Raw genomic sequence first — 12,894 nt, 5'->3', positions numbered from 1 at the left:
ATTAATAATGATTATTAATGATAAATGTCTCTTCCCTTAATAAAGTTTCTCATCTTAAATGTTTAAGTTCCACATAATTAAATATGTATCTAGGGAGGGTCTTTCCAATGGAGTTAAAGAAGGTTAAGATAGAGTCCTGGGAGGATATCAACCTCATACTGGGACAGAGCCACTTCATAAAGACGGTCGAGGACATCTATGAGGCAATTGTGAACACGGTTCCCCAGGCGAAATTTGGGATCGCATTTGCTGAGGCATCAGGGGACTGCCTGGTGAGGCGCGCGGGAAATGATGAGGAGCTCGAGGAACTGGCTGCAGAGACCATGCTTGAGATTGCAGCAGGACACTCCTTCATAGTGTTCCTGAAGGATGCATTCCCGATAAACGTCCTACAGCGCATAAAGGACGTCCCGGAGGTTGTCAATATCTACTGTGCAACAGCGAATCCAGTTGAGGTTATCATAGCAGAGACGGATCAGGGAAGGGGTATTCTGGGCGTCATTGATGGTAACAGTCCCGGGGAGATAGAGGGTGATGAGGATATAGCTGCAAGGAAGAAATTCCTCCGTGTTATAGGTTACAAGTTTTAGTGGAATATTCACATTTTTTTGAAGCTGGAGGGTTCGTCCTTCAGTCTCTCTTTTCAGTTGACATCACTGGCTGGGCCCTGAAGGTTCTATGTTCAGGGGGGGGGGCACCGTGGACATATGTCATGTTCATTATTCTTCAGCTGTTCTTCATCCCTGAGATACGCTGGGGCACCGTGGACATGTGTCCTATGTTCATTGTTCTTCAGCTGTTTTTTTATCCCTGAGATACGCTGGGGTCCGGTGGACATATGTCCTATTTTCATGGGGTATTGGGTCTTCATGCCCATGACTGTCCTCCAGACACCGCAGAGTTATGTTTTATGTTCACTGAACACCACATATATTAAACAGAACAGCCAATATTATTATGGTGGTTGTATAATGTCCGACAAAGTTGTTTTTGTTAAGGAGAGCGGGAACAGGAACAGAGGGGAGAATGTTTTTGAAATAAATCAGACCCGGGTGAGGATGAAGGAGAAACAGAAGGGCACACTGTCAATAACATTTGAAAGTCCGGATAAGGGGGACATAGACGCTGCCATGGCCTTCTTTGAGTCAATGACGGATATGGAACCACTCACAATGGACATTGCAGATACTGGTGAGATAAGGGCCTACTTCAAGGGCACAGCACCCTTCAGTCAGATGGAAGAGGAAGGTATGACGGTCTACACCTACGGTGTGACCATCCAGGAACTGCAGGAATAATCCCTCATTTTTATTTTTTTGGGTGAGGGTCTCTAAATTCAGGAACCTACTGATCCTTGGGGTATGTCCACTCCTCAAATATCTTGTATATCTTCTGTGGGTCACTGAAGACCTCTGTCCTATCCATCTTTGATATCTTCTTCACGTGCTCAACATCCTCCTTTGTTATCCGCAGTTCCAGTTTTTTACCGTTGGGGAGTGTTGTTACTACCTTCCCCTCACTGTAGTCAGATGGCATGATGTAGACAGGTACTGAGGCCTTCTGTGCCATTATAACGGCGTTGGTCACGAGTGTATCCCCTATCCTCAGGGATATCTTGGCGGTGCTGTTGGATGTGCACGGCGCAACAAGTATGAAGTCATACTTTCCCAGCTGGACCTGACCTGCAAGGAATGGCGAATTTGCGTTTATTTCAACCCATTTCCTGTCAAAGCTTGTCTCCAGGTCCCTGTAGAGTCCATAGTACTTCACAACCTGGTCCCCTGCCTTCGATATGAAGACGTCTATTTTAACACGGTCCCCGTATATCTTCTTAACATCCTTCATTATGGCGTAGGTTTCCGTCAGTTTCTCCCCGGCCCCGGTTATGCACCAGGCCACGCTGAGTTTTTCTGTCATGTACAGTACTATGTTGGAAGTTATTAATCAAAATTTGGGTGTTGGTGTGATCAGCTACTGCATGAGGCCTGTTATTACAGGTGATGGGGCTTCAGAAGAAAGAGGTATCTGCCCCCTCAACAGAGGTCCAGGGCAGGTATTCAATACCCGTCGTCCACAATAACGCCATCCAGTATCCTGATGGTCCTTGAGGCCATGGCAGCCACGTCTGGTTCATGGGTCACAACAACCAGGGTCACCCCCTCGTCCTCCTGGAGCTCCCTCAGCTTTCTGAGGACTCTCTGGCTGGTCCTTGAATCAAGGGACCCTGTTGGCTCATCTGCAAGTATTATGGATGGATCATTGGCGAGGGCACGTGCAATGGCAACCCTCTGGCGTTCACCACCAGATAGTTCCGTGGGCTTCCTGTGGGCCTTATCAGCGAGATCAACATATTCAAGGAGCTCCATGGCACGTTCCTCCATGTTCTCATGTTTAACCGCAAACATGGGTATCTCCACGTTCTCAAGGGCCGTAAGGTTGGGTATGAGGTTGTGCAGCTGGAACACGAAACCTATCTCCTCGGCCCTCAGCCGGCTAAGATCCCTTTCCCTTGAGAGGTCCCTGCCGGCTACACAGATCGTGCCGGAGTCAGGAACGTCAAGGGCGCCTATCATGTTAAGGAGGGTTGATTTACCGGAACCTGATGGTCCCATTATTGATATGAACTCTCCACCATCGACCTCAAGGTTGACCCCGTTAAGGGCCCTTATCCTCCCGCTATCAAAACTCTTTCTGAGGTCCCTGACTTCTATGGCCTTCATGCTATCACCTACTCGTACCTGAGGGCCTCGGTGGGGGCAAGCCTTGAGGCCCGGTAGGCAGGGTAGAGCCCTCCTAGTATACCCACTGTGAATGCCACCGCAAAGGCCCTCATGAAGATTTCAGGACTGTAGACTGGCTCTATGAATCCCTTCATCCCGAGGGCGAGGAGGACCTGTATCGCTGCGACTCCGAGCACTGAACCAGCAGCACCCGCAATGGCGGTGAGGACCACAGATTCTCCAAGGATCATGGCGAGTATCCTCCTGTCCCTCCAGCCAACAGCCTTGAGAACTCCGATCTCCCTTGTCCTCTCAAAAACGGACATTATCATGGTATTTATTACTCCTATACCTCCTATTATTATGGCGAGGAGTGAAATGGCCCATGTAGCAGTGTCGATGGTCTGAAGTCCCTGGTCGACGCTCTGGAGGTCCTCCAGGGAGGCTATGGTTGTGAGGTCACTGTACCTCTTCTCGATTCTATCGGTGACATCCTCCACAGCTGAATTTCGGGTCATTTTCACATATATCATGGTGAGCTTGCCCTCCTTATCCTCTATCCTCTGGAGTTTCTTAAGTGAGATGAACGCACCTGAGTCCTGCTGCATATCACCTGACTCGAATATGCCCACGACCCTGTACTCACGGTTCTTTATCTTTATGGTGTCACCGACTTTCTTTCCATGGTTCTCAGATGCAACCTTGCCCATTATGACCTCATCTGCATCAGGGTCCTGGAGTGTTCTCCCCTCTGTTATCTTTATCTGGCTCATATTGATCTTCGCAGGGTCTATACCTATTAAAACGAAGTAGGGGTTGTCATCCAGCGGCTGGACCGCCATGAGGATCCCCACAGCGTCCTCCACCCCGCTCACATTCCTGACCCTATCAACGTATTCCTCATCTATCTTGCTAAAGAACATGTCCGAGACATTGGACTCCACTATGGTGAAGTCAGCGCCTCCGGCCTTCAGTGTGTCCTCTGTGGACGTCTTCAGACCCTCTGTTATAACGCCAAGGGTTACTATGGTTGCAATCCCTATTGCAATACCTGTAATTGCAAGGAGACTCCTTGCACGGCTTCTGAATGGATTCTTCAGAACGAGTGTTATGAACCTCATGGATGATTATATGATGGAGGTTCCTATTATAACTTAAGCCCTGTGGAAATCACATCTGATGGTAGCGGTTGACTTTTATGGATCTTTAACGGAATGGAGCATAAAGAGCAGAGATTGTCATTTTAACCAGCTTTTCATAGCCACTTAGAAAGGGAAGCTGAAGGACTGGAAAAGGAGAACACTTAGATTCTAATGAAGGACCTGAGAGTCATCTGGAGCTTAAAAATAATTTAATGAAAAAGGGAGTTTCAGGACATTTTACCTGCTTTGAGGACCTCAAACGCGTCAAGGTCAACTGAACCAATGGTGCTGTAGCATTCAGATTCAGGCATCTTCTCAAGGTCCTTCTGGCTTATGTACTTCATCCTGTCAAGGCCCCTGACAAAGTACCTGAACTGTGATCCGAGCCTCTCCCTGAGCCTGTAGCCCTTCCCGGTGTTTATGAACTGCCTGCGGTTCACCTCATATTCACCGGTGAGTTCATTTATTTTCCTCATCAGCTTCCTTGTGGGGTGCCTGTAGGTCCCTTCCTCCATGGCTATTACGATGTCCAGGGGGACACCGAGTTCGTCTGCAAGTTCCCTCTGGGTCTTACCGGTGTACACCCTGTAACCCAGAACCAGAAATTTGAGTTCATCTTCGATCATATGATCTCCACCTCCTTGAGGTAGAATATGGACACCACCCCTATAAATATCTTTCCAGAAAAAATTATTACAATAACTACAACAAACAGAATATAAAATATTAATAAATTTATAAATTATATTACAAATTACTATATCCATGGTATCGACACATATATGATAATAACTGAGGGGAGCCATAGAAAATAATATAAACACTCAGTGAATTATGAAATGTGGTGGGTTTAATGGGACCGGAGTCATGGATAATAATAGCGGCCATATGCCTCATAGGTGAGATGCTCACAACGGGCTTCTTCCTCCTATGGTTTGCCTTTGGAGCACTGGCAGCAGCGGCCCTCGGATACCTTGGATTCGACACTACAGCGCAGTTCATAACATTCGCCGCTGTTTCAGTTGTCCTCCTTGGAGTTTCAAGGCCATTCGCAGCACGCATAACCGGCGAACCATCAAAAAAGGCAGTATCCGATAGACTGATAGGGAGAAAGGGAGTTGTGATGGAGGCAATCAGCCCCCAGAACTCTGGCCTCGTGAAGGTTGATGGTGAAACATGGAGGGCCACATCAGGCACAGTGCTTGATGTGGGTGAAGAGGTAAGTGTGAAGGCCATTGAGGGCGTTAAACTCGTTGTTGAAAAACTGGAGGAACAGAAATGATACTTGAGCTGATAATAGTACTGGTACTGCTTGTACTGGCATTCAAGAGCCTTAAGATACTCAGACCCTATGAGAAGGGTGTTGTCGAGAGGCTGGGTAAATACCAGAGGACCGTGGAGAGCGGACTCGTGGTCATAATACCATTCATAGAGGCCATAAAGAAGGTCGACATGAGGGAACAGGTGGTTGATGTCCCCCCACAGGAGGTCATAACCAAGGACAACACAGTTGTTGTGGTGGACTGCGTGATATTCTATGAGGTGGTTGACCCCTTCAACGCTGTCTACAACGTCGTTGACTTCTACCAGGCCATAACCAAACTTGCCCAGACCAACCTCAGGAACATAATAGGGGACCTTGAACTCGACCAGACCCTAACATCAAGGGAGATGATAAACACACAGCTACGTGAGGTGCTTGACGAGGCCACAGACAAGTGGGGGACCCGGGTCGTCCGTGTTGAGATACAGCGCATAGAGCCTCCGGGTGACATCGTTGAGGCCATGTCAAAGCAGATGAAGGCCGAACGTATGAAGAGGGCGGCTATCCTCGAGGCTGAGGGCTACAAGCAGTCAGAAATAAAGAGGGCTGAGGGTGATAAGCAGGCAGCCATCCTGGAGGCAGAGGGTAAGGCAGAGGCCATAAAGAAGGTCGCAGATGCCAACAAGTACAGGGAAATAGCCATAGCAGAGGGACAGGCCAAGGCCATACTGTCAGTTTTCAGGGCCATGCACGAGGGTGACCCGACAAATGATATAATAGCACTGAAGTACCTTGAGGCCCTTGAAAAGGTTGCAGATGGAAGGGCAACAAAGATTCTGCTACCCGTGGAGGCCACAGGCATACTTGGATCCATTGCAGGAATCTCAGAGATGCTCTCAGATCCCGAAGATAAAGGGGTTTCAGAGGTCGAGACAGAATCACAGCCGGCTGAAAAACCTGAAAAGCATTGATTCATTTTTAATTACATTTTTTTGCCGTTTATTCTCCTTACCTTTTCTGTAAAAAGGCGCTATATTTATCATCCTTTAATGTGTTTATTCTCTGTAAAGCACCAGATCAGGGCTCATGTTACTTATAAATATCGCCTTGAACATAATTAGAATGGAGGTGCTAAATATGAAAGAGGATGTTTTCTATGGGAAGGGCATGGTGCACGTGAAGGAGGACTACCCTGACATATATGAGGCAGTTGTTAAACTGAATGAGGCCGCCTACACAGGTAAGGTCCTTGATTACAGGACACAGAAACTCATAGCCCTCGGGATAACAGCAGCAAACTCCGATGACCGTGCAGTTAAAAAACAGATACAGAGTGCCATAAACGAGTTCGGAGTCACAAGGGATGAGATAGTTGATGTCCTGCGTGTTGTTCTCCTCACCTCAGGCAATCCACCCTTTGTCAAGGCTATGAGAATACTCTACGAGGTCCTCGAGGACTGAAACAACACCTTTGATTTTTCCATTAAACGGACCTTCACTGACATTTCATTGATGTGACTGACAGTAAACTTTTTAAGTGATCACACCAGATGTAGTAGCACCTAAACCGCTATTTTTCAGGGATACGTTCCCATGGATGTGGCGTAAAGCCGAACAGAATAGAGGTGTAAATGATGTACAGATACGTTAAAGATGCATGGAAGAATCCAAAGGACTCCTATGTAAGGGAGCTAATGTGGGAGAGGGCTCCAAAGTGGAGAAGGGATCCCGTAATCAAGAGGATAGAAAGACCAACCAGAATAGACCGTGCAAGGGCACTGGGTTACAGGGCAAAACCTGGATACATAGTTGTAAGGACACGTGTAAGACGCGGAAGCCAGAGGAAAACCAGGTTCAAGGCAGGTAGAAGGCCCACGAGGATGGGTGTGAAGAAGATAACCACCGCAAAGAGTATCAAGAGGATCGCAGAGGAGAGGGTTGCAAGAAAATACCCGAACATGGAGGTCCTCAACTCCTACTGGGTATGGGAAGATGGAAAATACAAGTTCTATGAGGTCATCCTCGTGGATCCAAACCACCTAGCAATCAAGAACGACCCCAAGATATACTGGATATGTGTAAAACAGCACAGGGGACGTGTCTTCAGGGGCCTCATAAGTGAAGGCTAAAAGAACAGGGGCCTCCGAAACAGGGGTAAAGGGGCTGAGAAGGTAAGATAAAGCCCCCCGTCTTAACTTTTTTTATGAGGGACATGATACACAACATCTCCTACCGCCTCATGGTATACGGTACAGAGGACGAGGAAAAGGTCATTGAGGCCCTCAGAAACGTAATCCCGGGGGCCACACCTGAAAGGGAGAGCGCCGAGGGCTACCATGGAAACCCCATAACGGTTCTCAGGGGAAGGCTGGACCGCAGAAGGGCACTCAGGGAATTCATGGAGAAATTCACAGAGGTCTTCAGGGGCCGCATGGACGAACTTGAGGACAGATTCGATGAGAACGGCAACCTTTTCCTTCGACTGGACAAGCAGAAGGCCCTTGAGGGGGTCTGGGAACCCGTGAGGCACGGTGATGCAATCCACCTGAAGATCAAGGTGGAGGCCTACCCCGCAAAGAGGGAAGTTGCGGTAGAGAACATCAGGAAGATACTTGAATGATTGATTCCCCAAAGGATTCTGATGAAATTCTTTGACTTCCACATACAGGGCAGGGACCATGATTCCAGCCTGAGACTCCTCCTTGAGGCATCACGTCTCGGCTATCAGGGCGGAGTTCTGGTATACCCTTCTGAGAGATACCCTGACCTCAAATCAGACCTTGAATCCCTCAGGGAGAACCCTGAACTCCAGGACTTTGAGATAGCCAGGGGTGTAATGATAAATGCATCTGACCCCCGTGATATGAGGAGATCCGTGAATAAATTCAGGAAAAAGGCTGACGTGATCTATGTCTCAGGGGGCAACCTCAAGGTTAACAGGGCCGCATGTGAGAGCAGGCGGGTTGATGTCCTCTCAGCACCCTACACTTCAAGGAGGGACCCTGGCATCAACCATGTCCTCGCAAGGGAGGCTGCAAGAAACAATGTGGCTGTTGAACTCCCCCTGGCGGACGTCATCGGGTCCTGGCTCAAGGTACGGGCAAGGGTCCTTGAACAGTTCAGGGAGATCCTGAAACTCCACAGAAAGTTCGGTTTTCCACTGCTCCTCACCAGCAGGGCCTCCTCCATATATGACCTGAGGACTCCCGGCGATATCATGAACCTCGCAGAATGCTTCGGTATGGAGTCCAGTGAGGCAGAGGAATCCCTCACATCAACCCCCGCATCGATACTTGAGGACTCAGGGAACCGTCACCTCCTGATTGCAGAGGGTGTGAGGCTCCTCCCTGAGAGTTAAAGGTGAGTCCATGAAGGATGAAGATACTGCCACCAACACTGAGGGTCCCCAGGAGGTACATAGCCTTTGAGGTGATCAGTGAGAGGGAGCTCTCAAGGGAGGAACTTGTCTCCCTCATATGGGATAGCTGCCTCAAGCTGCATGGGGAGTGTGAAACATCAAATTTCCGTTTATGGCTCATGAAGCTCTGGAGGTTCGATTTTCCAGACGCCGTCAGGGTGAGGGGCATACTCCAGTGCCAGAGGGGCTATGAGAGGAGGGTCATGATGGCCCTCACATGCGCCCACCACCACAGCGGGGTGAGGGTCGCCATCCACATCCTCGGCCTTTCAGGGACGATACGCTCGGCAACACAAAAGTTTATTAAACCTTCCAAGAAAGATAAATACTGATTAAAATCTTCATCACATGACTCATGATTACATAAATTATCCATCAATAAAGAGAGGTTAGAAAAATGCAACCACTTCAGAGTGCAGGATATGATAGGGCCATCACAGTATTCAGCCCGGATGGCAGACTATTCCAGGTGGAATATGCAAGGGAAGCTGTTAAAAGAGGAACCACTTCTCTTGGAGTAAAATCAAAGGAAGGAATAGTTCTTGTTGTGGACAAGAGGCCCACAAGCAAGCTGGTTGAACCGAAATCCATAGAGAAGATCTTCCAGATAGATGAACACATCGGGGCTGCAACATCCGGACTGGTGGCGGATGCACGTGCAATAATTGAGAAGGCAAGGCTTGAGGCCCAGATAAACAGGATAACCTACAACGAACCAATAAGGGTTGAAAGCCTGGCCAAGAAGATATGTGACATGAAACAGATGTACACCCAGCATGGAGGTGTCAGACCCTTTGGAACGGCCCTCATAATTGGTGGTGTCAATGGCAGGGGTTGCAGACTCTTTGAAACCGACCCGAGCGGTGCCCTCATAGAGTACAAGGCCACGGCCATAGGGGCTGGAAGGCCGGCGGCGATGGAGGAATTTGAGAAGAAGTACAGCGACGACATGAACCTCAACCAGGCCATAGAACTGGCACTTGACGCGGTTTATGAGGCCACTGAGGGTAAAACAACACCTGAAAGTGTTGAGATAGCTGTTATAGAAGCCGCAGATAAGAAATACAGAAGGCTTCCTGATGATGAGATCAGGGACCATGTTGAGGAGCTCCTGATCAGGAAGGAAAAGGAGGAAGAGGAGTAAAAAATGGTCAGCCTTGAAGATGCAGTTATCGCCCGGCTTGAATCCCATGGCGAGAGATTCGAGGTCCTTGTGGACCCTGACCTGGCAGCTGAATTCCGCAGGGAAGACTCAGATGTAAGTGTGGAGGATGTCCTCGCGGTTCAGGAGGTCTTCAGGGACGCCAGGAAGGGTGATAAGGCATCTGAGGAGGCCATGAGGAAGGTCTTTGAAACAGCGGACCCACTTGAGGTAACACCAGTAATACTAAGAAGGGGGACAATACAGCTCACCGCAGAGCAGAGAAGGCAGATGATAGAGGATAAACGCCTGAAGATCATCAATAAAATTGCACGCGAGGCCATAAACCCCCAGAACGGACTTCCTCACCCTCCAAAGAGGATTGAAAAGGCCATGGAGGAAGCCAGGGTTCATGTTGATCCATTCAAGACCGTTGATGAGCAGGTCAACATCGTCCTGAAAGCCATCAGAACCAAGATTCCCATTAAATTTGAGAAGGTCAGGGTGGCCATCAAGATACCCGGTGAAAGGGCGGGGTCAGCCTACGGTGTAATATCAAATTTCGGGAAAATAACCAACGAGGAATGGCAGAACGACGGATCATGGATAGCAGTGGTTGAAATACCCGGAGGCCTTCAGGACAGCTTCTATCAGAAGCTCAGTGAACTCACAGGCGGTAACGTTGAAACCAGGCTAATAAAATAATCCTCCTCTCCTTTTAGCCTTCAAAAAACAGGGAGGCATAACGTGCTACTTGTAAATGAAAAGGACCTGGTTGTTCCAGGTCAGGTTCTGGCAGAGAACGAATATTTCCCTGGAAGGGGAACCTTCAAAGAGGATAACAGGATATGTTCATCCTTTGTGGGACTCGTTTCTGTTAGAAACAAGAAGATAAATGTGATACCACTTCAGAGCAAGTACATCCCCAAGAGGGGGGATGTGGTGATCGGGGAGATAACTGACATCAGATTCTCAATGTGGGGACTTGACATAAACTCGCCCTACACAGGTCTCTTACCGGCCTCTGAGGTCTTTGGCAAGGATAAAAGGGAACTTGAAAGTGTCTTCGATATAGTGGACGTTCTGCTTTTGAGGGTTGTGGATGTTGATGAGGTTAAGAAGGTGAAGCTTGGCCTCAAGGGTCGTGGCCTTGGAAAGTTCAGGGACGGCATCCTGGTTTACATAACACCCACAAAGGTGCCAAGGCTGATAGGCAAAAGGGGATCAATGATAAACATGGTCAAGGAGAAGACCCACTGCGATATCGTGGTTGGCCAGAACGGTGTTGTCTGGATCAAGGGTGAACCCGACATGGAGAGGATAGCCGAGAAGGTGGTCCTCATGATAGACCGTGAGGCCCACACCTCAGGACTCACCGACCGTGTGAGGGAACTCCTCGACAGGCTTACAGGAGTGGAACCTGAGATTCAGGTTGAGGAGTCTGAAGGGACAGAAAAACCTGAAACCCCGGAGTCTGAGGATTTTGAGGAAGCATCTGATTATTCTGAGGATGTGGAGGTGTCTCCGGAGTCTGAGGACATTGAGGAAGTATCTGATGAGTCTGAAGACCTTGAAGTGGAATCTGAAGATGTGGAAGAAGGAACAGACACCCCTGCTGCTGAAGAGGATGATGGGGAAGCCGGGGATGCAGAAGTTAAGGATGAGAATAATTCCGAGAGGTGATTACTATCATCACACAGGATCAATTGAAGACCTCCCCCAGCGTCAGGGAGGATGGAAGGGCGTTTGATGAACTCAGGCCCTTAAAAATCGAGGCAGGGATACTTGAAAGGGCAGATGGTTCATCTTACCTTGAATTTGGCGGTAACAAGATACTGGTGGCTGTATACGGTCCAAGGGAGGCTCAGATAAGAAAGCTGCAGAGACCTGACAGGGCCGTCATAAGGTGCAGGTACAATATGGCACCATTCTCAGTTGAGGAGCGAAAGAGACCGGGCCCTGACAGGCGTTCCGTTGAGATCTCCAAGATAACTGCAGAGGCCCTCAGACCGGCACTGATACTTGAAAAATTCCCCAGATCAGTCATCGATGTATTCATAGAGGTGCTTGAGGCTGAGGGAGGTACGAGGTGTGCTGGCATAACAGCGGCTTCAGTCGCCCTTGCAGATGCAGGAATACCCATGAGGGACATGGTTGTTGCCTGTGCAGCAGGTAAGGTCGGTGATCAGGTGGTCCTTGACCTCTCTGAGGAGGAGGACAAGGAGGGCCAGGCAGACGTACCGGTGGCGATACTCCCGAGGACACGTGAAATCACACTGCTCCAGAGTGATGGAAACCTCACACCCGAGGAATTTGAAAGGGCACTTGACCTTGCAGTGGAGGGATGCCTCCGGATACATGAGGTGCAGAAGGAGGCCCTCAGAAAGAGGTATGGTGAATAAAATGGATATAATACCTGAAATTACAAGAAAGAGTATAACGGACCTTATAAATAATAAGGAACGCATTGATGGAAGGTCACTTCATGAGTTCAGGGACATATCCATCGAAACAGGGGTGATATCCAAGGCTGAGGGTTCCTCAAGGGTGAAACTTGGAAACACCCAGATAATTGTGGGTGTGAAGCCCCAGATAGGCGAACCCTTCCCTGACACACCTGAGATGGGTGTAATACTCACCAACTCCGAGCTCCTTCCAATGGCATCACCGACCTTTGAGCCTGGACCCCCTGATGAGAGGTCAGTGGAGCTGTCAAGGGTTGTGGACAGATGCATAAGGGAGAGCCGGATGATAGACCTTGAGAAGCTCTGCATCATAGAGGGCAGCAAGGTCTGGATGCTGTTCCTGGACCTGCACATCATAGACTATGATGGCAACCTCTTTGACGCAGCGGTCCTTGCAACCGTGGCAGCCCTGCTGGATACAAGGATACCTGCAGCCGAGGTTGAGGATGGTGAGGTCGTTATCAACAGGGAGAAGATGCAGCCACTCCCTGTCAACAGGAAGGCCCTCATGTGCACCTTCGCCAAGATAGGAAACGAGATCGTGCTCGACCCCTCCCTCGAGGAGGAGGACATACTCACAGCAAGGATATCCATAGGTGTTACTGAGGAGGGCTCCATATGCGCCATGCAGAAGGGTGGTGAGGGGCCACTCACAAGGGATGATGTCCTTAAGGCAGTCTCAATTGCAGTGGAGAAGGTGCCCCAGCTCATTGAGTACCTTGACAAGTCAATGACTCCCTAAAT

At 49.0% G+C, this 12,894-nt stretch carries 18 protein-coding genes; 14 read left to right on the top strand and 4 right to left on the bottom strand.

Annotated features, from left to right (window positions below; translation table 11 throughout):
- Nucleotides 1-107 precede the first annotated feature (107 nt).
- Both MTH_RS03275 and MTH_RS03265 read left to right on the top strand, forming a co-directional pair.
- Complete coding sequence (locus MTH_RS03275; protein ID WP_048060883.1) at nucleotides 108-590, top strand: adenosine-specific kinase; 483 nt, start codon at nucleotides 108-110, stop codon at nucleotides 588-590.
- Nucleotides 591-971: 381 nt separating this feature from the next.
- On the top strand, nucleotides 972-1,298 hold the full coding sequence (locus MTH_RS03265; RefSeq protein ID WP_048060881.1) for a hypothetical protein: 327 nt from the start codon (nucleotides 972-974) through the stop codon (nucleotides 1,296-1,298).
- A 46-nt stretch (nucleotides 1,299-1,344) separates the two neighbouring features.
- Here the strand turns inward: MTH_RS03265 and afpA are convergent, their stop codons facing one another.
- The 4 genes from afpA to MTH_RS03245 form a co-directional block, all read right to left on the bottom strand.
- The gene (gene afpA, locus MTH_RS03260) at nucleotides 1,345-1,917 is read right to left on the bottom strand and encodes an archaeoflavoprotein AfpA (protein ID WP_010876336.1); all 573 of its coding nucleotides are present in this window, start codon (nucleotides 1,915-1,917) and stop codon (nucleotides 1,345-1,347) included.
- A gap of 140 nt (nucleotides 1,918-2,057) precedes the next feature.
- Nucleotides 2,058-2,720 (bottom strand): ABC transporter ATP-binding protein, encoded by a 663-nt coding sequence (locus MTH_RS03255; protein ID WP_010876335.1) that lies wholly within the window; start codon nucleotides 2,718-2,720, stop codon nucleotides 2,058-2,060.
- A gap of 8 nt (nucleotides 2,721-2,728) precedes the next feature.
- Nucleotides 2,729-3,841 (bottom strand): ABC transporter permease, encoded by a 1,113-nt coding sequence (locus MTH_RS03250; RefSeq protein ID WP_010876334.1) that lies wholly within the window; start codon nucleotides 3,839-3,841, stop codon nucleotides 2,729-2,731.
- Nucleotides 3,842-4,089: 248 nt separating this feature from the next.
- Nucleotides 4,090-4,488, bottom strand: a complete 399-nt coding sequence (locus MTH_RS03245; RefSeq protein ID WP_231855353.1) for a hypothetical protein — start codon at nucleotides 4,486-4,488, stop codon at nucleotides 4,090-4,092.
- 227 nt (nucleotides 4,489-4,715) lie between these two features.
- Here MTH_RS03245 and MTH_RS03240 point away from each other — a divergent pair, with 227 nt between their 5' ends.
- From MTH_RS03240 to rrp42, 12 genes are all read left to right on the top strand, one after another.
- Nucleotides 4,716-5,144: an NfeD family protein gene (locus MTH_RS03240; protein WP_048060880.1), complete on the top strand. Its 429-nt coding sequence runs from the start codon at nucleotides 4,716-4,718 to the stop codon at nucleotides 5,142-5,144.
- Complete coding sequence (locus tag MTH_RS03235; RefSeq protein WP_010876331.1) at nucleotides 5,141-6,097, top strand: SPFH domain-containing protein; 957 nt, start codon at nucleotides 5,141-5,143, stop codon at nucleotides 6,095-6,097. Before MTH_RS03240 ends, MTH_RS03235 begins: the two co-directional genes overlap by 4 nt.
- 166 nt (nucleotides 6,098-6,263) lie before the next feature.
- Nucleotides 6,264-6,587: a carboxymuconolactone decarboxylase family protein gene (locus MTH_RS03230; RefSeq protein WP_048060879.1), complete on the top strand. Its 324-nt coding sequence runs from the start codon at nucleotides 6,264-6,266 to the stop codon at nucleotides 6,585-6,587.
- A gap of 173 nt (nucleotides 6,588-6,760) precedes the next feature.
- Nucleotides 6,761-7,255 carry a 50S ribosomal protein L15e gene (locus MTH_RS03225; RefSeq protein WP_083750468.1) on the top strand — a complete coding sequence of 165 codons (495 nt, stop codon included), beginning with the start codon at nucleotides 6,761-6,763 and terminating at the stop codon, nucleotides 7,253-7,255.
- Nucleotides 7,256-7,329: 74 nt separating this feature from the next.
- Nucleotides 7,330-7,746, top strand: coding sequence for an RNA-binding protein (locus MTH_RS03220; protein ID WP_010876328.1), 417 nt, complete (start codon nucleotides 7,330-7,332; stop codon nucleotides 7,744-7,746).
- 21 nt (nucleotides 7,747-7,767) lie between these two features.
- Nucleotides 7,768-8,484 (top strand): ribonuclease P protein component 3, encoded by a 717-nt coding sequence (rnp3, locus tag MTH_RS03215; protein WP_238374238.1) that lies wholly within the window; start codon nucleotides 7,768-7,770, stop codon nucleotides 8,482-8,484.
- A 17-nt stretch (nucleotides 8,485-8,501) separates the two neighbouring features.
- The gene (gene rnp2 / locus MTH_RS03210; protein WP_010876326.1) at nucleotides 8,502-8,876 is read left to right on the top strand and encodes a ribonuclease P protein component 2; all 375 of its coding nucleotides are present in this window, start codon (nucleotides 8,502-8,504) and stop codon (nucleotides 8,874-8,876) included.
- A gap of 65 nt (nucleotides 8,877-8,941) precedes the next feature.
- A complete protein-coding gene (psmA, locus tag MTH_RS03205) occupies nucleotides 8,942-9,688 on the top strand; it encodes an archaeal proteasome endopeptidase complex subunit alpha (protein WP_010876325.1) in 747 nt (248 codons plus the stop codon).
- Between the two features lie 3 nt (nucleotides 9,689-9,691).
- Entirely contained in the window at nucleotides 9,692-10,390 is a 699-nt protein-coding gene (locus MTH_RS03200) for a ribosome assembly factor SBDS (protein ID WP_010876324.1), read from the top strand.
- A 42-nt stretch (nucleotides 10,391-10,432) separates the two neighbouring features.
- Nucleotides 10,433-11,368, top strand: a complete 936-nt coding sequence (gene rrp4, locus MTH_RS03195; RefSeq protein WP_010876323.1) for an exosome complex RNA-binding protein Rrp4 — start codon at nucleotides 10,433-10,435, stop codon at nucleotides 11,366-11,368.
- Nucleotides 11,365-12,087: an exosome complex exonuclease Rrp41 gene (gene rrp41 / locus MTH_RS03190; RefSeq protein WP_010876322.1), complete on the top strand. Its 723-nt coding sequence runs from the start codon at nucleotides 11,365-11,367 to the stop codon at nucleotides 12,085-12,087. Before rrp4 ends, rrp41 begins: the two co-directional genes overlap by 4 nt.
- A complete protein-coding gene (gene rrp42 / locus MTH_RS03185; protein ID WP_010876321.1) occupies nucleotides 12,077-12,892 on the top strand; it encodes an exosome complex protein Rrp42 in 816 nt (271 codons plus the stop codon). Before rrp41 ends, rrp42 begins: the two co-directional genes overlap by 11 nt.
- Nucleotides 12,893-12,894 lie beyond the last annotated feature (2 nt).

Origin of the sequence: Methanothermobacter thermautotrophicus str. Delta H (genome assembly GCF_000008645.1) — an archaeon.
Taxonomy (GTDB): Archaea; Methanobacteriota; Methanobacteria; order Methanobacteriales; family Methanothermobacteraceae; genus Methanothermobacter; species Methanothermobacter thermautotrophicus.
The sequence above is the reverse complement of the archived record's forward strand: the minus strand, read 5'-3'. Positions and strand labels throughout refer to the sequence as shown.

Excerpts from the sequence above, each read along its gene's own strand:
- MTH_RS03275 (WP_048060883.1), top strand. The coding sequence starts at position 108 with ATGGAGTTAAAGAAGGTTAAGATAGAGTCCTGGGAGGATATCAACCTC.
- MTH_RS03265 (WP_048060881.1), top strand. The coding sequence starts at position 972 with ATGTCCGACAAAGTTGTTTTTGTTAAGGAGAGCGGGAACAGGAACAGA.
- afpA (WP_010876336.1), bottom strand. The coding sequence starts at position 1,917 with ATGACAGAAAAACTCAGCGTGGCCTGGTGCATAACCGGGGCCGGGGAG.
- MTH_RS03255 (WP_010876335.1), bottom strand. The coding sequence starts at position 2,720 with ATGAAGGCCATAGAAGTCAGGGACCTCAGAAAGAGTTTTGATAGCGGG.
- MTH_RS03250 (WP_010876334.1), bottom strand. The coding sequence starts at position 3,841 with ATGAGGTTCATAACACTCGTTCTGAAGAATCCATTCAGAAGCCGTGCA.
- MTH_RS03245 (WP_231855353.1), bottom strand. The coding sequence starts at position 4,488 with ATGATCGAAGATGAACTCAAATTTCTGGTTCTGGGTTACAGGGTGTAC.
- MTH_RS03240 (WP_048060880.1), top strand. The coding sequence starts at position 4,716 with ATGGGACCGGAGTCATGGATAATAATAGCGGCCATATGCCTCATAGGT.
- MTH_RS03235 (WP_010876331.1), top strand. The coding sequence starts at position 5,141 with ATGATACTTGAGCTGATAATAGTACTGGTACTGCTTGTACTGGCATTC.
- MTH_RS03230 (WP_048060879.1), top strand. The coding sequence starts at position 6,264 with ATGAAAGAGGATGTTTTCTATGGGAAGGGCATGGTGCACGTGAAGGAG.
- MTH_RS03225 (WP_083750468.1), top strand. The coding sequence starts at position 6,761 with ATGTACAGATACGTTAAAGATGCATGGAAGAATCCAAAGGACTCCTAT.
- MTH_RS03220 (WP_010876328.1), top strand. The coding sequence starts at position 7,330 with ATGAGGGACATGATACACAACATCTCCTACCGCCTCATGGTATACGGT.
- rnp3 (WP_238374238.1), top strand. The coding sequence starts at position 7,768 with ATGAAATTCTTTGACTTCCACATACAGGGCAGGGACCATGATTCCAGC.
- rnp2 (WP_010876326.1), top strand. The coding sequence starts at position 8,502 with ATGAAGATACTGCCACCAACACTGAGGGTCCCCAGGAGGTACATAGCC.
- psmA (WP_010876325.1), top strand. The coding sequence starts at position 8,942 with ATGCAACCACTTCAGAGTGCAGGATATGATAGGGCCATCACAGTATTC.
- MTH_RS03200 (WP_010876324.1), top strand. The coding sequence starts at position 9,692 with ATGGTCAGCCTTGAAGATGCAGTTATCGCCCGGCTTGAATCCCATGGC.
- rrp42 (WP_010876321.1), top strand. The coding sequence starts at position 12,077 with ATGGTGAATAAAATGGATATAATACCTGAAATTACAAGAAAGAGTATA.